Origin of the sequence: Vibrio sp. L5-1 (genome assembly GCF_021728315.1) — a bacterium.
In the GTDB taxonomy this organism is placed as follows: Bacteria; Pseudomonadota; Gammaproteobacteria; order Enterobacterales; family Vibrionaceae; genus Vibrio; species Vibrio splendidus_K.
The window spans coordinates 132,263-152,095 of record NZ_JAKKCQ010000005.1; the positions used below are offsets into that span (position 1 = coordinate 132,263).

Genomic DNA, 19,833 nt, shown 5'->3' on the forward strand with positions numbered 1-19,833 from the left:
CTTCTATTTCTATTTTTTGTTCTGAGACGAAGAAGCTTGTTCGCTTCGAACGTCTCGCCCATAGCTGTCTTGATATCGAATGATATCGTCTTCACTTAAATGGCTGCCGGTTTGAACTTCAATCATTTCAAGAGGTGTCTCGCCAGGGTTCTCTAAGCTGTGGATGTGACCTAAAGGGATGTAAGTCGATTGATCTTCTTCGACGAGATAGGTTTTCTCATCGTTGGTCACCTTCGCAGTGCCAGCTACTACTACCCAATGTTCCGCTCTATGATAATGCATCTGTAGTGAAAGCTGATGACCCGCTTTTACGGTGATACGCTTAACTTTGTCTCGCTTTCCTAAATCAATCACATCGTATTTACCCCAAGGCCTCAATACCTCACGATGATGAATATGCTCCGTTCGACCTGCTTGACTTAGTTGACTAACAATCGATTTTACACCCTGAACCTTGTCTTTATCTGCGACTAATATGGCGTCTTTGGTCTCGACAATAATCAGGTTATCGACACCTACAGTAGCAACTAGCTTGTTTTCAGCATGGATGTAGTTGTGTTGAGAGTCGACGGTTAACACGTCACCTTCAATGACGTTGTTATGCTCATCTTTGTCGCTTACATCCCAGATAGCAGACCATGAGCCAATATCATTCCAACCGACATCCATCGGGATCACAGCTGCGTGCGAGGTTTTCTCCATCACGGCATAATCGATGGAATCGCTTGGGCTACTTTTGAATGCTTCAGCGTCGATACGGATAAAGTCGAGGTCGGTATTTTGCTTTGCAAGAGCGAGTTTACAAGCCGCTAATATATCGGGGTGGTGTTCGGCGAGTTCTTCAAGATAGCGTGATGCCTTAAACATGAACATGCCACTGTTCCATAGGTACTGTTCTGAGCGGATGTATGCTTCTGCGGTTGCTTTATCGGGCTTTTCTACAAAGCACTCAATGTCGTAAGCATAATGGGTTGGTTGGTCTGTAATGTTGGTTTCTAGTTGTAGGCTAGAGATAAGAGGTTGCCCTTGTTTGATGTAGCCATAGCCAGTCTCTGGAGCATTTGGGGTTATACCGAATGTCACCAGTTTGCCTTGTTTTGCGTAATCAACACCACGGTTAATCGATTGTTGAAATTCAGAGGTTTTAGCGATGTGATGGTCGGCAGCAAGCACTAATAAGATTGGGTCAGCCGCTTCTCTTTTAGTCTCATGAGATTTGGTCAAAGCTTGCAAGGCTGCAAGTGCGATGGCTGGCGCAGTATTTCTACCGACAGGTTCTAACAGAATGCCACTGTGCAGGACGTTAGCTGAGCGAATTTGTTCAGCAGCGATAAAACGATGCTCTTCATTACAGATGATGAATGGCGCATCGCAGCTGCTATCCGTTAGGTGTGCGTCGATACCTTGCAGGCGTTGAAGTGTCTGCTGAAGCATCGACTGTTCGCCAGCAATATTCAGGAATTGCTTAGGATAGAGCTCTCGAGACAGTGGCCAGAGGCGGCTTCCAGAGCCGCCAGCTAGGATGACAGGTAAAATCATAGAGTGGTAATTGTGTGCATTAGAATACTGCCATCATATTACCACGCTTCACGCTTATTACTTATCGATAACCAAGAAGGATGCTGACTATCGATGACCTTCCGTAGGAGAGTTCAACATATCTTTGGGATCGCTAACATTCTGATTATCACCTAGGCTCTGAACGCTGTTATGACCTTGAACATTAGAAAAGTCTTGAGGGTCAATCTTGAGTGTCTGTGTTGGGAACGCGATGTCTGCATTGTGTTTATGAATAATCGCCAGAACCTGTAACAGAACGTCTTGCTTCACTTTGTGGTACCTGATCCAGTTGACCGTTTTTGTGAAGGTGTAGATAAAGAAGTTCAGTGTTGATGGTCCAAATTTGTCAAAGTTAACGATTAACGTCTGTTTGGCATCAATATCTGGGTGGGCCTCGAGCATGGTTCTTACATCATCAACAATGAGCGCCAATTTGTCTGCATCTTGATAACGAAGACCAAAGGTTTCATTGATTCTACGATTTAACATTCTCGATGGGTTCTCTACCACAATACTACTGAACACCGAATTTGGAACGTACAAAGGACGCTTATCAAAAGTGCGGATAATCGTCATGCGCCATCCAATGCGTTCGACCGTACCTTCGATTTGACGATCGGGAGAGCGTATCCAATCTCCGACTTTAAAAGGGCGGTCGAAGTAAATCATCATACCGCCAAAGAAATTCGACAGTAGATCTTTAGCGGCTAAACCGACGATTAAACCACCGACACCACCAAAGGTAAGCAAGCCCGATAGGCTCAGCCCAAACGCCTGCATGATGGTTAAGCCGCCCATCACCATAAAGAACAGTCGAGCCACTTTCGCGATAGCTTGTACTGTGGTTTCGTCTCTGGTTTTCTGCTCTAAGACATACTCTTCAGAGTTACTGATCATTCGCAGCGTAAACCAAACAAACGTAGATATGATCAGTATGTGTTTGAGTGTTCTTAGCCAGTTGATTTCATTACCAAACTGGTCTTGAAGGATCAAGCCAACAGACACGGTAGCAGGCCAACACCAAAGCAACGTACTGACAGGTGTTTTTAAGGCCTCTAGCAGTAGGTCATCCCAATGAAATTGGGTCTTTTTGACCAAGATTTCTAGGCGATTATGGACAATTCGCCAAGCGACCCAAGCGAAAAAGCTCGCAATAGTGATGAATAGGACGCTATTTGCCCAATCGCTATGGCTCTGGTTGATGTAGGTTTGTACTTGGGTTATGAATTCATTCATTGTGTGTACTGCCGCAGAAATTATGGGTTAGAAATTAGCAGAAATCACTTTTGTTCTCTACCTTTATAAATCAATCGATTAGCTGACAATTGTATCTCTATATGGATATATAGTCGTTTTTTTGTATGAAGACAATTTTGTTATTTGTTTTCGATGCTACGTAGCTTTGTAAGTGGAGCAATAAATGAGTGACAAACAATATGCAGTTATCGGCTTAGGGCGTTTTGGGTTATCTGTATGCAAAGAGCTACAAAGTTCAGGGGCGCAGGTGCTCGCTGTCGATATTGATGAAGAGCGAGTGAAAGAAGCGGCCAATTTTGTTTCACAAGCGATTGTTGCGAACTGTACGAGCGAAGAGACAGTTAAAGAATTAAGGCTGGACGATTACGATATGGTGATGGTGTCGATTGGCTCTGATGTTAACTCCAGTATTCTAACGACGCTAGTGGTAAAAGAATCAGGCGCAAAAGCCGTTTGGGTGAAGGCGAACGATAAGTTTCACGGGAAGATCCTTTCTAAGATTGGTGCCGATCATATCATCATGCCGGAGCGAGACATGGGTATTCGTGTTGCGCGTAAAATGTTGGATAGACGCGTTCTTGAGTTTATCGACCTTGGCAGCGGCTTAGCGATGACGGAAATTGTTATTGGTTCCAATTTTTTGGGTAAGAAACTTGGTGACCTTAAGCTGTGCAAAGAAAATGGTGTTGAGGTACTTGGTTTCAAGCGAGGCCCGAACCTAACTAAAGCACCTGAACTGGATGTGAGTTTAGAAATTGGGGATGTGGTGATCATCGCTGGGCCGAAAGAGACCTTATCTAGAAAGCTACGCAATTGGTAACTGGCAATCGGAAATAAGGTAACAGTATGAATTCGTTAAAACGAAAAGGTACTTTCTACACGCTTAAGAGTGATCAAAAGCCACGTAAAGGATCTGAACCTAAGATTATCCTTACGAGCTTCTTAGGCGTACTTATCCCTTCTGCAATATTGTTGACGCTACCCGTGTTTTCTGTGACAGGTCTAAGCTTTACGGATGCACTGTTTACTGCCACGTCGGCGATCAGTGTGACAGGCTTAGGTGTTGTTGATACCGGTCAGCATTTCACCTTGGCAGGTAAAATCTTACTGATGTTCTTGATGCAAGTCGGCGGGTTAGGGCAGATGACCCTTTCTGCGGTGCTGCTCTATATGTTTGGTGTTCGGCTAAGTTTGAAACAGCAAGCATTAGCGAAAGAAGCATTGGGGCAAGATCGTAAGATTAACCTCCGAAAATTAGTCAAGAAGATCATCATTTTTGCATTGGTGGCGGAATTTATAGGTTTCGTATTGCTCTGTTTTCGTTGGGTTCCTGAAATGGGATGGGCAACAGGGAGCTTTTACGCGTTATTTCACGCGATTTCTGCATTCAATAACGCAGGATTTGCGTTGTTCTCAGACAGTATGGCGAGCTTTGTTGACGATCCACTGGTGATCTTTACCTTAGCAGGCTTGTTCATTTTCGGCGGATTAGGTTTTACGGTCGTGGGCGACCTGTCGACTAACTGGCGGAAAGGCTTCCAACATCTGCATTTACACACCAAGATTATGCTAACGGCGACACCGACGTTATTGGCGGTGGGCACGGTGATGTTTTGGTTATTGGAGAGAAATAACTCAGCGACGATGGAGGGCTTGTCGACACAAGGGCAATGGTTGGCGGCTTTTTTCCAGTCAGCGAGTGCTCGTACTGCTGGTTTTAATAGTGTGGATTTGTCTCAATATACACAACCTGCATTATTGGTGATGATAGTACTGATGTTGATTGGTGCTGGTTCAACTTCCACTGGTGGTGGGATTAAGGTTTCGACCTTTGCGGTCGCTTTTGTAGCAACGTGGACCTTCTTACGTCAGAAAAAGCATGTCGTGATGTTTAAACGTACTGTGACCTGGCAAGCGGTAACAAAGTCATTGGCCATTATTGTGGTAAGTGGAGCACTGTTAACCACCGCAATGTTTTTGTTAATGCTTACTGAAAAGGCGGCGTTTGATCGAGTGATGTTTGAGGTGATTTCGGCCTTTGCGACGGTCGGACTGACTGCAGGGTTAACCGCAAACCTAACTGAACCTGGGAAATACATCATGATTGTGGTGATGGTGATTGGACGAATTGGACCTTTGACTTTGGCTTACATGTTAGCTCGCCCTGAGCCTTCGTTGTTGAAATACCCAGAAGATACGGTGTTAACGGGTTAATAAGGTTAACAGGCTAAGATTAACCCTTCTTGTTAGTGCGTTAGAAAAACAAAGCCAGCGTTATGCTGGCTTTGTTGGTATAGGTGTAGCACTAATTTCTTAGTACTTAAGCTTTAGCCTTCGAACATTTCCATATATTCTTCGTAGCCTTCTTCGGCCAATTTATCTGCTGGGATAAAGCGCATAGCGGCTGAGTTCATGCAGTAGCGTAAACCTGTTGGCTTTGGACCATCTTTAAATACATGCCCTAGGTGAGAGTCACCAAATTTACTGCGAACCTCTGTTCTTGGGTAAAGCAGCTTGTAGTCAGTAGTCGTTACGACATAAGCCTCGCTGATTGGCTGTGTAAAGCTAGGCCAACCTGTACCTGATTTGTATTTGTCTTTTGAAGAGAATAGAGGCTCACCCGTCACGATATCAACGTAAATACCTTCTTGCTTGTTATCCCAGTATTTGTTGTCAAACGGGCGCTCTGTCGCGTCGTCTTGTGTGACATCGTATTGCAGTGAAGTTAGAGAAGCTTTGATCTCTGCATCAGACGGCTTGCTGTATGTCTTAGTATTGGCTGTCGCATTTTTGCCATCGATGATTTGGCGGATCGTTTTCGGATTTTCTTTTCTATCATCGCCGAAGACTTTATCAAGGTACTGATCACGACCAGAAGCGTAGCGGTAGTAGTTATAACGAACCTTACTCTTCTTGTAATAATCTTGATGGTAATCTTCTGCTGGCCAGAATTTCTCAAACTTAATCAGTTCTGTTTTTAGTGGTTCACCAAAGATCTGAGCTTTGTCGATCTCCATCATGAAGTTTTGAGCGACGTCTTTCTGTTCTTGGTTATGATAGAAAATAGCAGGTCGATATTGTGGACCTCTATCTACGAAAGAGCCTTTGTCGTCAGTTGGGTCGATGTGTCTGAAGAATTGGTCAAGCACCTGTTCGTAGCTAACCACATCAGGGTTATAAGTCACGTTGATCACTTCGATGTGACCAGACTTACCTGATGAAACTTGTTTATAGGTTGGGTTTTCTAGTTCACCACCAGAATACCCAGAGATAACGTCTGTCACGCCTGTCAGTTTTTCTAGATCGGATTCTGTACACCAAAAACAACCACCAGCCAGTGTCGCGATTTCAGTTTTACCTGAATTAGCCGTTTTATCCATTGTATTGGCAGTGCCAGTCTGGCTTACAAACAGTGAAATCAGTGGTAGTGCAACCACGAGTGATACCAATATTTTAGATAATTTATTCATAGATACCTCATCTTGACGTTTTTCTCATTCGATTTTGAATGTACGAATAGAGACAGGTTTTAGATGGAAAAAATTACACTATTCATGAAAAAAATATCTCAAATAGAAAATCTTGCTCATAAATGCTGCCAGTAGTAGGGTGTAGGCATTGATATAAAATACTAGATAATGATGACGTTTTCGTACATCTAAGGAACAACATGCAAGCAGAAGTTAAATGGGTCGAAGGCTTTAAATTCCTAGGTCACTCTCAATCAGGCCATTCTATTGTTATGGATGGAAGCGGCGGTGCTACAGCGCCAAGCCCTATGGAGATGGTGTTAATGGCTGCAGGTGGTTGTAGTTCTGTTGATGTAGTGGACGGTTTGAAATCTGCGGGTCAAAGCATCACTGGTTGTAATGCAAAACTAGAAACAACACGTCGTGAAACAGCGCCGAAAATCTTTACTGTGATTAATATTCACTTTGAAGTGTCTGGTGACAACCTTGATCCTGAGCAGGTTGCTAAGGTGTGTGCGGATTCATTAGAAAAGTACTGTTCTGTATGTCTAATGTTGGGTGCCGGCATAGAGATGACTCATAGTTGGGAAATCGTCTAGTCTTCTGATTGTACAGCTTGGCGGTAGGCTGATTTTTACGGCTTACGGCTTACGGCTTATCGCTTACGGTTTATAGGCATAGCCAGATAAAGAAAAGGGCGGAACACTTTACAGTGTTCCGCCCTTAATTATTCTAGTTAGAGTAGAGTGCTATTATTCGGCCGTTTCTACAATAACTTCTTCCATTTGCGCTTCTTCTTGGTATTCGAAGCTTGGGATTGTTGCGTCGACACGACGGTTTTGCGCGCGACCTTCAGCTGTAGCGTTTGATGCAATTGGATTCTCTTCGCCTTCACCTGAAGCTGTAATACGGTCTGCTTCAATGCCTTGCTCTTCAATGTACGCGGCTACAGCAGCAGCACGCTTCTTAGAGATCATCATGTTGTACTCAGCCGCACCTGTTGAATCCGTGTGACCAACAACATTAACGGATGATTGAGGATGAGCTTGCAGCACTTCAACTAATGGCATTAGCGCAGTTTTACCGTCTGAAGATAATTTAGTGCTATTTGTCTCAAACATACCTTGAGAGAAGCTTTCAGTCTGAGCTTTAGTAACAACAACTGCTTCTTCTTCAACAACAACGGTTTCTGGCTCGGCAATAGGCTCCGCAGGAGCTTGTGTTACTGCTGCCGCAGAAGCTACTGTTACGGCTGATGCCGTTGTGTTACCTGTACCGAAATTGTAGCTTAGGCCGACAGTAACAAGGTTAGAGTTAAGATCTTGAATAATCTTATCGTCAAAATCATCAAAGTATTGGTATTCAACTCTAAGCGCCCAGTCGTCTGATAGTTGTTTCTCTGCGCCGATACCTAAGGCTAATACAACGTCGTCTTCGTCATCGTGCATGATGTAAGCAGGACCAGCTTTGAAGAAGATATCAAACTCTTGTTTAATCGCTAGTCGATACATTGGGCTCAAAGAAATGGCTACGATAGAATCGCTGTATCTTTGAGTCGCTCCGTTGTTGTTAAAGCTCGTGTCATAATCACCTAAGTAATCCGCATTTAATTCAAGAGCAATGTTATCGGTAAAATTGTAACCACCGTAAACACCACCCGCAACTGAATCATCTTCACAGTCAACGTTGTCGACACAAGCGCTATCTAGCCACCCCATTCCGACTTTCGCACCCACATAAGTGGTTGCGGCAATTGAGGGAGCAGCAGCGAAGCCTGAAGCTGCGATCACAGCACACATGATTTTTGAAAGTTTTTTCATAATCTTATCCTTGGATTAATTTTTATTGTTATCTGAACTGGCCTTTAAAGCGAAAACTTACCGGGTGGGACACTGCAAAAGTAAGTAAATCAAGGCGTTGATTCAGGCAGAACCTTTTCAAGAACTGTTAATACATTGTTAGTCTGATTGCTTATGAGAGTCAATGTGATTGTTGGGATTTATATTTTTCAAGGTGCTATTTATAACTTTTTTGTCGAACAATTGCTGTCTCAAATGTTGGAAACGACGAAACCTCGTATCATTTTTACGTGATACGAGGTTTCATTTTTTATGTGCTCGGATTATTTGCTTATATAGCCTGAATTGCAGGCGTTAGAGGAGGTATAGCCGTTATGGGCGTTCACCGGCTAACAAACGTTTTTCAATATCGGTAATGACATCTGGCAGATCTGCAATAGTATCGATCAGGTAGTGCGGGTTTGATTTGTTTAGCTTAACGCTTGCTTTTTCACGTGCAGCTGCAAGTGTTGACTCGTCTGCATCTAAATATTCTTGGTATGTTAAGCCTGCTTCGTTCCCCGATAATACAAGTCCAACTGTCCACATGCCTGCGTTGTGACCTTCATCGATGCCAGGTGCTGCATCATCCACTTTCACACATGCTGAAACGCTGGTTACGCCAAGGTCGATTACGTTTTTAAGTGCCATAAATGGAGCAGGGCGACCGCCTTGAGGTAGGTCATCGGTTGCTACGATGTTGTCTGGGTGGTAACCGTAATCTGCAGCAGCAGGGATTAGCACATCCATCACTTCTCGTGGGTAACCTGAACAAGAACCTATTTTTACATTCTTCTCTTTTAGGTCATTTACCACTTCAATTGCGTTTAAAATAGGCGCTGCGTGGTCGGCTACTTTCGCTTTTTGAAGAGGCATGAATGCCGCGTAGATCGCATCAACGTCTTTACTGGTCATCGAGCGTCCGAATTGAGCATTCCAACGAGCATCAACTACAGGGATTCGACCCACTGCTTGGATGTGATCCCATTTGCCGATACCCATAGGTTCACGCGCTTCTGCTAAGTCGATGTCAAAGTCGAAACCTTGCTTGAATGCTTCTACAAAAATACTGGTTGGAGCAAACGATCCAAAATCAACGATAGTGCCAGCCCAGTCAAAGATAACCGCTTGGATAGGTGATGTTGTGTTCATAATAATGTCCTATTGTGTGTCACTTCCCGCCTGTTTAATTCTCAAAGGTTCAGTCGGGAGGTTACGGATTGTTTTAGGTTATTGGTTGCTTGAAATTATTGCTTCAAGGCATGCTTTCCACGGTGGTTCAAAGGTATTCAAAGTCCTTGCTGACTTTGGCTATCGCTTTTTCGAATACAGACAGAGCGACTTCTAGCTCGCTACGGCTGATGATCAATGGTGGGCTCAACTGAATCACGTTACCTTGTGACACCTTAAAGCTCAGGCCATCGTTCAGACATTGATAAAGTACCGCTTCTGCTTCGTCGAAAGCTCTGGTCTTAGTGATATGGTCGGTGACCAACTCAACGCCCCAAAGCAGGCCGATGCCGCGAACGTCACCAATGACTGGGTATTTCTCTTTCATTTGAAGTAGTTGTTCACGCACGAACAGGCTGTCCGTTTGTACTTTTTCGAGTAGATTCTCTTGTTCAATCACTTCTATGGTCGCGAGTGCTGCCGCGCAGCCAATTGGGCTTTTCTCATGGGTGTAGTGTCCAAGTGATACCTGCGCTGCCGTGTTGTATTTGTCTTTAGTGATCATGGCTGCGATTGGTACTAAGCCGCCGCCAAAACCTTTACCGATACAAAGAATGTCAGGTTCGATATCAAAGGCTTGGTGAGTGAACCATTCGCCACTGCGACCCATGCCATTTGGAATGTCGTCGATGATCAACATGACGTTATGCTTATCGCAGATCTCACGGATGCGCTTCCAGTAAGCTTTGCTTGGTACTTGAACGTCTGTGTTACGCACTGCTTCCGCAATGAAGGCACCAATGCCACCTTCTTTTTCAATGACGTACTCAAGGTAATCTGCATAGTGCACATCACATGCAGTCTCATTGTTATCGCCTGCGCTACTCCCACTTAACGGAAAACTATCGCGAGGCGAAAAAGAGTCTCTAAGCGGGAAAGCACCACGATAAGAGACGGCTGGTGGAATACGTTCTACGCCAGCCATTAACGGCCCCATGCCTTCACGAAAACAAGCTTCACCGCCGACAGAGATCGCATCAAGTGACGCACCGTGGAATGAATCCCACAATGAAACGACTTTGAAGTTGTTGGTGACATGTCGCGCTAATTTGAGTGCCATGCCAATAACCGATGTACCACCGGGAGCAAACAACACGCGATTCAAATCACCACCGCAGATCTGCGTGAGTTTCTCAGCACACTGAACGGCCGTCTCATTGGTAAAGCGACGCGGTGAAAACGGCAATGATGCCATTTGTTGAGTCACTTTATTAATGATGTGTGGGTGGCCATAACCTAGCTGGTGAACATTGTTGCCGTGAAAGTCCATATACTTCTTGCCAGTCGCATCTTGAATGTAGATGCCTTCTGCAGCTTCAAGTGTGTCTAGGCAAGGCGTTGACATCGCTTGATGAAGAAATACGTCAGAGTCACGTTTCAACATCACTTGTGTCGCATCATCGTTTAGCGATTCGTTCCATTTCTCACGCGCTGGCGTGGTGTTCACATCGCCTTCGCTTCGAAAGTGCGTCGCCTTCAGAACTGGCTCTGGATTGGTCGTCGTCATTATTTGATGTCCCAGTACATAGCGTTTTTCACTGCGCCAATGAGGGCTTCAATGTCGGACGGGTAAACTTCACCGATGTTACCTATACGGAAGCAGTCTGCGTTTGAAACCTTGCCTGGATAAATCACAAACCCTTGCTCTTTCAAACGGTCATAGAATTCCTTGAATTGGTAATCGCTATGAGTTGGAGAATAGAAAGAGGTGATGATAGGTGAATGAAGCTCATCATTAAGCAGTGGTTCAAAGCCAAGAGTGCGCATGCCAGCAACCAATGTGGTTTGATTGGTTTGGTAGCGATTATGACGAGCTTCGATACCGCCTTCTTGCTCCAATTCAAGTAGAGCTTGGTAGAAAGCGCGGACTGTATGAGTCGGGGAGGTGAAGCGCCATTTACCGTGGTTGTTTTCCATGCAGTGCCATTGGTCAAACAGGTCAAGGGTTAATGAGCGAGCTTGGCCTTTACATTTCTCAAGTTGCGACTGTTTAGCAATAACAAAGCCGAATCCAGGTACACCTTGAATACACTTGTTTGCTGAGCTGATCATGTAATCGATACCCAAGTCAGCAATATCCATAGGGATACCGCCAAAGCTCGACATCGCATCAAGAATGACGGTTTTGTTGTGCTGTTTTGCCAATTTGGCAATCTCTTCAATTGGATTCAGCATGCCAGTGGTGGTTTCACAGTGGACAATTGCCACGTGAGTAATGTCTGAATCCATGGCCAATGCCGTTTCCATTTCGTTCAAGTCAGGCTGTGATGTTTCACCTAGGGAAACGACATGGCATGGAATGTTTAAATATTCTGCGATTTGAGCAATACGAGCACCATACGCACCGTTATCAACAACAAGAAGCTTACCGTTGTTAGATATAACACTACCAATCGTTGCTTCAACTGAAGCGGTACCGCTACCTTGCATTAATACGCTTGTGTAGCCCGGTTGCTTAGTGGCTAAAGTCACTAGCTTGCTACGAATCACTTCAACAACGTCTTTGTTGTATTCATCATCCCAAGTACACCAGTCTTTTAGCATCGCTTGGCGGACGGTTTCAGAAGTAGATAGAGGGCCTGGTGTCAGTAGTAAGTATTCGTTTCTCATGTTCAATTCTCGTGATTTTCATTTTGGACTATACCAATATTTAAGGTTACTTTAACAACCAAATTAAACGGTCGTAAATAGCCCAAACGTCATTTTCACAAAAGCTTCATATTCAAATTCGCCACTTGCTTTGAAAAGTTTTTCGATCTTGAAACTGCCATTTTTTGTTCATTTAACCGTCACAAAAGTCGATTAGGTTAATACTCGTTATCTGGTACATACCAAGTTGTGGGTGTGTGCTAACAACCTAAATGAATTTATGGATATAGGTGCCTTTTAATGAGGCTTCTAGCTTTAACAACCTTAACCTTGGCAATTTTTAATTTTGGCAACTTCTCATTTTAGAGTTGAGCCTGACTGGAGAAAATGATGAAAAACCGTTTTATGAAAGGATCACTTGCAGCATTAGTTACGCTATTAGCTGGTAACGCTTATGCAGCACAGGAAGTGACGGTTTACACTGCTTTTGAAACTGACATTTTAGCTAAATACAAAAATGCTTTCGAAAGTGAAAACCCAGACATCAACATCAAGTGGGTTCGTGATTCAACTGGGATCATGACGGCAAAATTATTGGCTGAGAAAAACAACCCTCGTGCAGAAGTAGTTTGGGGACTTGCGGGTTCTTCTATGGCTCTGCTTAAAGAAGAGGGCATTCTGAAACCTTACACACCTCAAGGTGTAGAAGCGTTACGCGCTAACCTTAACGATCCACAATCTACTCAAGCTTGGTATGGCAATGATGCATTCTTTAATGCCGTTTGCTTTAACGAAATAGTTGCTAAGCAACTGAACCTGCCAGTGCCTAAGTCTTGGGATGATCTAACGAAGCCTATCTACAAGGGCCACATTGCGATGCCAAACCCAGCGTCTTCTGGTACGGGTTACATGCAGGTTTCAGCTTGGTTACAAAACATGGGTGAAGACAAAGGTTGGAACTACATGCAGAAGCTAGACCAAAACATTGCTCACTACACGCACTCAGGTTCGAAGCCATGTGTTCAAGCGGGTATGGGGGAAGTGGCTATCGGAATTTCTATGGCGAGCCGAGGTGCGAAGCTAAAAACTCAAGGTGCGCCACTTTCTGTGATTACGCCTGAAGGTATCGGTTGGGAATCTGAAGCGGTAGGTCTTGTTAAGCCTTCCGATGCAGCACAACGTGTTATCGATTGGTCAATATCTAAAGCAGCGAATGAACTTTACATCGAAATGTACCCAGTTGTTGGTCACCAAGATGTAACAGGTAAAGCAGAGAACTTCCCGAACGTAGAGAAGAATATGGCAAAAATGGACTTCGCTCGCATGGGCAGCGAACGTGCAGATGTTCTGAAAACATGGTCTGAGAAGTTTGACGCTAAATCAGAGCCAAAATCTTAATCGACTGAGATCTTTAGTCTATTAGCTACTTGGTTCATTAACTACTGAGCTTATTAGACACATAGTTTATTAAGCACATAGTCCATTAGATATGCAGCTCATTAGAAATTAGAAATCAGTAAAGGAAGGCTTCGGTCTTCCTTTTTTAGTTTTACGCCTTTAGGTTTTTAGTAAGGTACAACAAATGAAAAAGCACTACTCATATTGGTTCAAGCAAGCATTGGAACAGGAATTTGGCAGCATCAACGCGGGGCTAGAATCCGCTAAACCGCTTCAAAAAGACGTTAACTGTGATATCGCTATTGTCGGCGGTGGCTATACGGGTTTATGGACGGCGATTTTAATCAAACAACAGCAACCCGAAAAACATGTTGTAGTGGTTGAAAAAGGCCTATGTGGTAGCGGTGCTTCTGGTGCGAACGGCGGATGTATGTTGACGTGGTCAACGAAGTATCCAACGCTGAAAAAGCTCTACGGAAAAGAACAAGCGAAATGGTTGGTTAAGGAATCTGAAAAGGTCATTTACGAAATAGAAACTTTCTGTAATGAACATAACATCGATGCGCATCTGTATCGCAGTGGGACTTATTACACCGCGACCAATGAAGCGCAAAAGGGTGGAATGGAACCTGTTGTGAATGAGTTGGTCAAGCAGGGTATCAACAGCTGGAAGAAGTGTGATCAGTCCTTAGCTGATAAAGCGGGGTCGGATCGTCATATTGAAGGTTACTATTCAGAAGCTGCGGGTAGCGTTCAGCCAGCGTTATTGGCGAGAGGCTTACGCCGCATTGCGATCGAATTGGGTGTCGAAATTTACGAAAATACAGAAATGACTTCTCTTGATTACGGCTCACCAGCTCGCGTCCAAACTAAGGCTGGGACGATAACTTCCGATAAAGTGATCTTAGCGCTCAATGCATGGATGCTCGATCACTTTAAAGAGTTCAAACGCAGCATTGTGGTTGTCTCGTCTGATATGGTAGTGACCAAGCCTATTCCAGAAAAACTCAAGCAGTTTGGCCCCGAAAAAGGAGCGGCGGTGGTGGATTCTCGTATCTTTGTTCATTACTACCGTGACACCCAAGATGGACGACTCATGTTGGGCAAAGGCGGCAATAAATTCTCGTTTGCGAATCAAGTCGAAAGCATGTTCAACCAGAGCACCAACTATCTGCCGATTCTCAATCAATCATTCCAAAAACTGTTCCCTAAGTTGGAGCAAAGTGAATTCGATTACAATTGGTCAGGCGGCTCAGATCGTTCGGTCACAGGTTTGCCATTTTTCGGTAATCTAAAAGGCCAAAGTAATATCTATTATGGGCTTGGTTACTCTGGTAATGGCGTTGCTCAAACCCGTATAGGCGGGAAGGTTTTGTCAGCAATGGCACTCGATATCGACAACGATTGGACACGAAGCGGTTTAACTAAAGGCCCGTTAGGACACTTCCCGCCAGAGCCATTCCGTTGGGTAGGTGCGATGATGGTTCGTGATGCGGTACGAAGAAAAGAGAACGCGGAAGATTCGGGTAACACGCCATTGTGGCTTGATAGGCAATTGGCAAAGTTGGCGGGTGCAGCAGGTAAAGCCGACAAGGTTGAATCGTAAACTAATCTAGCGTTCAAGTTTGAGGTACACACGAAGGCTCTCAGTGACTTTTGGGTTGGTCATTGAGGGCGTTCAACGTTGAATTAACTTTCAATGCTGAACAAGTAGCAATCTTTAATGCTTATTATATCTGCAATATAACTGTCATTTAGCTTCTATAAATTTGTCACTCAACTGCAATATTCTCAGTTTAAATTTGGTATATACCATATAGAGAGTGCTGTAGTATGAGCAACCAAACTTATTTGAATATTGAAAACGTTGTAAAGCAATTTGGCCAATTTACAGCGTTAAAAGACATTTCCTTATCAATAGATAAAGGCGAGTTCGTCTGCTTCCTTGGCCCATCTGGCTGTGGAAAAACCACCTTATTACGTGCGATTGCAGGTCTAGATTTACCAACTTCAGGCTCTATTGAGCAGAACGGTAATGATACGACCTTCCTGCCACCAGAAAAGCGTGACTTTGGTATCGTGTTTCAATCTTATGCTTTGTTTCCCAATCTCACAGTGGAAGAAAACATTGCGATTGGTCTGAAGAATCAAGGGATGTCGACCAAAGAAGCTCTGGAAACAGTAGAGTCTTGGTTAGAAACGATTGGTTTACCGACGTCTGGTCAAAAATATCCGAATCAACTGTCTGGTGGACAACAGCAGCGTGTTGCTCTGGCTCGCGCACTGGCTCTTTCTCCAGGTTTGTTGTTACTCGATGAGCCGCTTTCTGCGTTGGATGCGAAGGTAAGAACACACTTGCGTGATGAGATCTGTCAGCTGCAACGTAAACTGGGTATTACGACCATCATGGTGACGCACGACCAAGATGAAGCCTTGACGATGGCAGACCGAATAGTGGTGATGAACCATGGTGTCATTGAGCAAGTAGGTGCCCCACAAGAGATCTACCAAAAACCAGTCAGTCGTTTTGTGGCTGAGTTTGTTGGCAGTATGAACTTCATTCAAGCTTCTGTCGCAGCGCAAGGCAAGATACGTATTGCTGAGTCGATGTTACCGTTGCCGGGTTTAGATAACCTCACTCCAAAACTTGGTGATGTTTTCGATATTGCCGTTCGTCCAGAACAAATTCAGTTTGTGGATCGTTTTAGTGAATCCTTGCCAGTGAGAATTGTATCAAGCGAATTCTTAGGGGCGTTTTATCGTGTTGAGTGTCAATTGCAACATGACTCAACGGCGAAAGAGATCATCGTTGATGTATCAGTCAAAGAGTTCAATCGATTGAAGCTCCGCCGCAGTGATATTCGTTATGTCGCGTTTGACCAAGATGGCCTGAGAGCTTACCCAACGAAAAGCCTGCAAGTGATGGAAGACGAGGCGGCGTAAACAATCATGGAATCGACTCAAATGATGCAATCTAAACTGTTAATTAAGCGACGAGTACAACCGTTCCTTGCTCGGTTAAGTAAAGACAACGTAATTCTATTTGGGCTGTTGGCATTTTTGTCTGTGGTCATGACACTGTTTATTCTGATGCCACTATGGGCAATGTTGAAAAAAAGCGTTCAGAGCGCTGACGGTGAATTTGTAGGTTTACAGAATTTCGCCACCTACTTCGCTTCTCAAAGCCTTTGGCAATCTGTAGGGAACACTTTTACTTTGGGTCTACTAGTCACGGTCGTAGTTGGTGTATTAGCGTTTGGTTATGCTTATGCTCTGACCCGTTCATGTATGCCATTCAAGGGGCTTTTTCAGGTGTTGGGTTCAGCGCCGATTCTTGCTCCGTCACTGCTTCCCGCGATTAGTCTTATCTTCCTGTTTGGTAACCAAGGTATTGCTAAGGAAGTATTAGGGGGTAATTCGGTCTATGGTTTGATTGGCATATCATTGGGCTTGATATTCTGGACGTTTCCACATGCCTTAATGATTTTAACTACTTCATTGAGAACCTCTGACGCGCGTCTTTATGAAGCGGCACGAGCCTTAAACACTTCACCTTTGAAAACCTTCTTTATGGTGACGTTACCAGCAGCAAAGTATGGTTTGATCAGCACTTTGATCGTTGTGTTTACATTGGTCGTTTGTGACTTTGGCGTACCGAAGGTGATTGGTGGTAGTTACAACGTGTTATCGACCGACATATTTAAACAGGTGGTCGGGCAACAGAATTTCTCGATGGGTGCAGTGACCAGTATCATCTTGCTGTTGCCTGCATTATTGGCGTTTACCGTTGATCGCTGGGTTCAAAAGAAGCAGAAGAGCCTATTTGATACTCGCTCTGTCGCGTACCAACCAGAGCCAAGCACTATGCGTGATGGGTTGTGCTTTCTTTATTGCGCCATCATATCGGCGGCTGTGATTATTGTGTTGGGTATGGCGATATACGGGTCAATGGTCACGTTCTGGCCTTGGAACAAGGCGTTAACACTAAATAACTATAATTTTTCTGAGATGAGTGCTTACGGTTGGACGCCATTCTTCAACTCTTTAACGCTAGGCGCATGGACATCAATTGTCGGCACGGTATTGATTTTCTTGGGTGCTTATTGCATTGAGAAAGGCAGAGCATTCGGCCCTATTCGTCAAGCAATGCAAATGCTCAGTGTGGTACCGATGGCGGTTCCGGGTATGGTACTTGGTTTAGGGTATATCTTTTATTTCAACGATTTAAGTAACCCTTTAAACTTCCTATACGGAACAATGGCGTTCTTGGTTATTAACACCGTGGTTCACTACTACACAGTCGGTCACATGACGGCGTTGACTGCATTAAAACAGCTGCCTGATGAAATTGAAGCAACCGCAGCCTCGGTGAACTTACCGCAATACAAGCTGTTCTTTAAGGTGACGGTGCCAGTTTGTCTGCCTGCGATTTTAGATATTGCGACATACCTGTTTATTAATGCACTTACCACGACATCTGCGGTAGTATTCTTGTATTCTACCGATACGATACCTGCGTCAGTTTCAGTACTGAATATGGACGACGCGGGGCAAACGGGTGCAGCAGCAGCCATGGCGGTGATGATCATGATATCGGCAGCGAGCGCGAAGTTGATTCATATGTTAATCAATAAGTTATTCGAGAAGCGCACCCAAGCTTGGCGTAAACGCTAGCAAACCATTTTATATTGCAGTTGGCCAAGGAGTGGCTGACGACAAGAACAAGAATAAAAGGAAATGAAGTGCAGTACGTAAAAATCAAAGATGTCATCGTTGAGCAGATAGAGTCGGGGATGTTAACGCCACGACAGAAGCTGCCTGCTGAGCGTAAACTGGCTGAATCGTTCGATACCACACGTGTTACGTTGCGTGAAGCCTTGTCTTCACTTGAAGCGGAAGGGCGTATTTATCGAGAAGATCGACGTGGTTGGTTTATCTCTCCTGATCCGCTTCGTTACGATCCTACGCAAACATTGAATTTCACTAACATGGCTTTATCTCAGAACCGCAAGCCGAAAACAGAGTTGGTGTCGGCAAAAGGGATGTTAGCAACCAAGGAAGCGACAAAGCTTCTTAATCTTCAACCGTTCTCAGATGTTTATCGAGTGGACAGAGTTCGCTACCTGGAAGACAGACCGGTTGTGTATGTGACGAATTATATTCGACCTGAGCTGTTCCCTAACTTGCTTGAATACGACTTGTCTAAATCGTTGACGGACATCTACCGCGAGCACTTTGGCGTGGTGTATCAGAAGATCCGTTACCGCGTGAGTACAACGTCTTTGCTTGGCGAAACAGCACAAGCACTGCGTGCGACCTCAGGGTCTCCGGCTATGGTGGTCGAGCGTGTTAACTACAATCAAGATGGTGATTTGATTGATTGCGATATTGAATATTGGCGCCACGACGCGATCAGTATCGAGTCGATAGCGGAGTTAGAACGTTAAATGTGCTAGTTACTCCTTAGTTTTTATAGATTCATTGGAAAGCCTCTTACTCGGAGGTTTTTTTATCACTTATGTTTAGCCATTCGCTGATCAATTAATAGAACAGGAACGAAATGGAAGTCTCTGCCATTGTTATCGTGATTATTTCAGCTTTGCTGCATGCGGGTTGGAATGTTCTAGGCAAGTCTAATCAAGGATCGGGCTCGTCTTTCTTTCTGGCTTCTGGCTTTGCCGCCGCAGCGATTTTGACGCCATATTTGATTTGGTATGTTTACAGTGTTGGCCTGTTAAATATCTCACTTCCATTTTGGCAACTGGTTTTCTTGAGCGGGATCTTCCAAATCGTCTATTTGATTGGGCTAGGGACTGCCTATAAACAAGCAGACATCGGCGTGATTTACCCAATGGCCCGAGCTCTTCCGGTTCTAATGGTCGGCTTGGGTACAGTGTTGATTGGTTATGAACTGTCGTCTAATCAATGGATTGGGTTCACCTTGATTACCTTGGGCTGTTTGTTTGTCCCGTTGAAGCAATTCTCTGAGTTGAGGCTTAAGGCCTACCTAAACCTTGGCGTGTTGTGGGCGCTCATCGCCGCAATAGGTACCACGGGTTACTCGATTATTGATAAAGAGGCACTTCTATTATTGGAGCCTCTAAGCACGCCTAGTATCACTAACAAGCACACCGCGATTTTCTACCTAGGTATTCAGTTTTGGGCGATTGTGATTCCGCTGAGTGTTTGGTTGCTTGTGTCGAATCAAAGAATCGAATTCCATAACGCTTGGATACTGCGTAAAAGAGCAACACTTGCTGGCATTATGATGGCTTCGACTTATGGCTTGGTGCTGTTTGCGATGACTATGACAGAGAACGTCAGCTTGGTTGTTGCACTTAGGCAAGTAAGTATCATCTTCGGCGTAGTGATGGGGATCTACTTTTTAAAAGAAAAGTGGCACGTTACACGTGGTGTAGGCGTCATGTTTATCATTGCTGGCTTAGTTATCTCACTGACTTAAAAAGAAATTAAATCCTACCTCCAACCTA

General features: G+C 44.4%; 16 protein-coding genes. 9 read left to right on the plus strand and 7 right to left on the minus strand.

The features are described from left to right. Positions 1-9: 9 nt before the first annotated feature. Together L3V35_RS18280 and L3V35_RS18285 are read right to left on the minus strand one after the other, a co-directional pair. The gene (locus tag L3V35_RS18280; RefSeq protein WP_171307991.1) at positions 10-1,539 is read right to left on the minus strand and encodes a mannose-1-phosphate guanylyltransferase/mannose-6-phosphate isomerase; all 1,530 of its coding nucleotides are present in this window, start codon (positions 1,537-1,539) and stop codon (positions 10-12) included. Positions 1,540-1,626: 87 nt separating this feature from the next. Beyond that, positions 1,627-2,796, minus strand: a complete 1,170-nt coding sequence (locus tag L3V35_RS18285; RefSeq protein ID WP_017094663.1) for a mechanosensitive ion channel family protein — start codon at positions 2,794-2,796, stop codon at positions 1,627-1,629. 184 nt (positions 2,797-2,980) lie between these two features. Here L3V35_RS18285 and L3V35_RS18290 point away from each other — a divergent pair, with 184 nt between their 5' ends. Together L3V35_RS18290 and L3V35_RS18295 are read left to right on the plus strand one after the other, a co-directional pair. Beyond that, complete coding sequence (locus L3V35_RS18290; protein WP_017079662.1) at positions 2,981-3,637, plus strand: TrkA family potassium uptake protein; 657 nt, start codon at positions 2,981-2,983, stop codon at positions 3,635-3,637. Between the two features lie 26 nt (positions 3,638-3,663). Then, positions 3,664-5,031, plus strand: a complete 1,368-nt coding sequence (locus L3V35_RS18295; protein ID WP_237300409.1) for a TrkH family potassium uptake protein — start codon at positions 3,664-3,666, stop codon at positions 5,029-5,031. Positions 5,032-5,144: 113 nt separating this feature from the next. On the opposite strand, the gene msrB is transcribed toward L3V35_RS18295, so the two are convergent. Beyond that, positions 5,145-6,287, minus strand: a complete 1,143-nt coding sequence (msrB, locus tag L3V35_RS18300; protein ID WP_237300410.1) for a peptide-methionine (R)-S-oxide reductase MsrB — start codon at positions 6,285-6,287, stop codon at positions 5,145-5,147. A 200-nt stretch (positions 6,288-6,487) separates the two neighbouring features. On the opposite strand from msrB, the gene L3V35_RS18305 reads away from it, so the two are divergent. Continuing rightward, the gene (locus L3V35_RS18305; RefSeq protein WP_054547092.1) at positions 6,488-6,886 is read left to right on the plus strand and encodes an OsmC family protein; all 399 of its coding nucleotides are present in this window, start codon (positions 6,488-6,490) and stop codon (positions 6,884-6,886) included. Positions 6,887-7,039: 153 nt separating this feature from the next. Here L3V35_RS18305 and L3V35_RS18310 read toward each other — a convergent pair whose 3' ends face one another. From L3V35_RS18310 to phnW, 4 genes are all read right to left on the minus strand, one after another. After that, positions 7,040-8,107 carry an OmpA family protein gene (locus tag L3V35_RS18310; RefSeq protein ID WP_237300411.1) on the minus strand — a complete coding sequence of 356 codons (1,068 nt, stop codon included), beginning with the start codon at positions 8,105-8,107 and terminating at the stop codon, positions 7,040-7,042. 351 nt (positions 8,108-8,458) lie between these two features. Next, positions 8,459-9,277, minus strand: a complete 819-nt coding sequence (gene phnX / locus L3V35_RS18315) for a phosphonoacetaldehyde hydrolase (protein ID WP_054547090.1) — start codon at positions 9,275-9,277, stop codon at positions 8,459-8,461. A 127-nt stretch (positions 9,278-9,404) separates the two neighbouring features. Then, the gene (locus tag L3V35_RS18320) at positions 9,405-10,862 is read right to left on the minus strand and encodes an aspartate aminotransferase family protein (protein ID WP_054547089.1); all 1,458 of its coding nucleotides are present in this window, start codon (positions 10,860-10,862) and stop codon (positions 9,405-9,407) included. Next, on the minus strand, positions 10,862-11,965 hold the full coding sequence (gene phnW, locus L3V35_RS18325; protein ID WP_237300412.1) for a 2-aminoethylphosphonate--pyruvate transaminase: 1,104 nt from the start codon (positions 11,963-11,965) through the stop codon (positions 10,862-10,864). The genes L3V35_RS18320 and phnW overlap by 1 nt, the downstream gene beginning before the upstream one ends. A gap of 366 nt (positions 11,966-12,331) precedes the next feature. Here phnW and L3V35_RS18330 point away from each other — a divergent pair, with 366 nt between their 5' ends. From L3V35_RS18330 to L3V35_RS18355, 6 genes are all read left to right on the plus strand, one after another. Then, complete coding sequence (locus tag L3V35_RS18330) at positions 12,332-13,342, plus strand: putative 2-aminoethylphosphonate ABC transporter substrate-binding protein (RefSeq protein WP_054547087.1); 1,011 nt, start codon at positions 12,332-12,334, stop codon at positions 13,340-13,342. Between the two features lie 184 nt (positions 13,343-13,526). Next, positions 13,527-14,948: an FAD-dependent oxidoreductase gene (locus L3V35_RS18335; protein ID WP_237300413.1), complete on the plus strand. Its 1,422-nt coding sequence runs from the start codon at positions 13,527-13,529 to the stop codon at positions 14,946-14,948. A 227-nt stretch (positions 14,949-15,175) separates the two neighbouring features. Then, positions 15,176-16,285: a putative 2-aminoethylphosphonate ABC transporter ATP-binding protein gene (locus L3V35_RS18340; protein ID WP_054547085.1), complete on the plus strand. Its 1,110-nt coding sequence runs from the start codon at positions 15,176-15,178 to the stop codon at positions 16,283-16,285. A 6-nt stretch (positions 16,286-16,291) separates the two neighbouring features. Then, the gene (locus L3V35_RS18345; protein WP_054547084.1) at positions 16,292-18,016 is read left to right on the plus strand and encodes a putative 2-aminoethylphosphonate ABC transporter permease subunit; all 1,725 of its coding nucleotides are present in this window, start codon (positions 16,292-16,294) and stop codon (positions 18,014-18,016) included. A gap of 68 nt (positions 18,017-18,084) precedes the next feature. Then, on the plus strand, positions 18,085-18,789 hold the full coding sequence (phnR, locus tag L3V35_RS18350; protein ID WP_054547083.1) for a phosphonate utilization transcriptional regulator PhnR: 705 nt from the start codon (positions 18,085-18,087) through the stop codon (positions 18,787-18,789). A 113-nt stretch (positions 18,790-18,902) separates the two neighbouring features. Beyond that, the gene (locus L3V35_RS18355) at positions 18,903-19,805 is read left to right on the plus strand and encodes a multidrug transporter (RefSeq protein WP_054547082.1); all 903 of its coding nucleotides are present in this window, start codon (positions 18,903-18,905) and stop codon (positions 19,803-19,805) included. The last annotated feature ends 28 nt before the right edge of the window (positions 19,806-19,833 follow it).

Bases quoted from the DNA above. Each gene is read 5' to 3' on its own strand.
- phnW (WP_237300412.1), bottom strand. From the start codon at position 11,965: ATGAGAAACGAATACTTACTACTGACACCAGGCCCTCTATCTACTTCT.
- L3V35_RS18330 (WP_054547087.1), top strand. From the start codon at position 12,332: ATGATGAAAAACCGTTTTATGAAAGGATCACTTGCAGCATTAGTTACG.
- L3V35_RS18280 (WP_171307991.1), bottom strand. From the start codon at position 1,539: ATGATTTTACCTGTCATCCTAGCTGGCGGCTCTGGAAGCCGCCTCTGG.
- L3V35_RS18340 (WP_054547085.1), top strand. From the start codon at position 15,176: ATGAGCAACCAAACTTATTTGAATATTGAAAACGTTGTAAAGCAATTT.
- L3V35_RS18305 (WP_054547092.1), top strand. From the start codon at position 6,488: ATGCAAGCAGAAGTTAAATGGGTCGAAGGCTTTAAATTCCTAGGTCAC.
- L3V35_RS18355 (WP_054547082.1), top strand. From the start codon at position 18,903: ATGGAAGTCTCTGCCATTGTTATCGTGATTATTTCAGCTTTGCTGCAT.
- msrB (WP_237300410.1), bottom strand. From the start codon at position 6,287: ATGAATAAATTATCTAAAATATTGGTATCACTCGTGGTTGCACTACCA.
- phnX (WP_054547090.1), bottom strand. From the start codon at position 9,277: ATGAACACAACATCACCTATCCAAGCGGTTATCTTTGACTGGGCTGGC.
- L3V35_RS18290 (WP_017079662.1), top strand. From the start codon at position 2,981: ATGAGTGACAAACAATATGCAGTTATCGGCTTAGGGCGTTTTGGGTTA.
- L3V35_RS18345 (WP_054547084.1), top strand. From the start codon at position 16,292: ATGGAATCGACTCAAATGATGCAATCTAAACTGTTAATTAAGCGACGA.
- L3V35_RS18335 (WP_237300413.1), top strand. From the start codon at position 13,527: ATGAAAAAGCACTACTCATATTGGTTCAAGCAAGCATTGGAACAGGAA.
- L3V35_RS18295 (WP_237300409.1), top strand. From the start codon at position 3,664: ATGAATTCGTTAAAACGAAAAGGTACTTTCTACACGCTTAAGAGTGAT.
- L3V35_RS18320 (WP_054547089.1), bottom strand. From the start codon at position 10,862: ATGACGACGACCAATCCAGAGCCAGTTCTGAAGGCGACGCACTTTCGA.
- L3V35_RS18285 (WP_017094663.1), bottom strand. From the start codon at position 2,796: ATGAATGAATTCATAACCCAAGTACAAACCTACATCAACCAGAGCCAT.
- L3V35_RS18310 (WP_237300411.1), bottom strand. From the start codon at position 8,107: ATGAAAAAACTTTCAAAAATCATGTGTGCTGTGATCGCAGCTTCAGGC.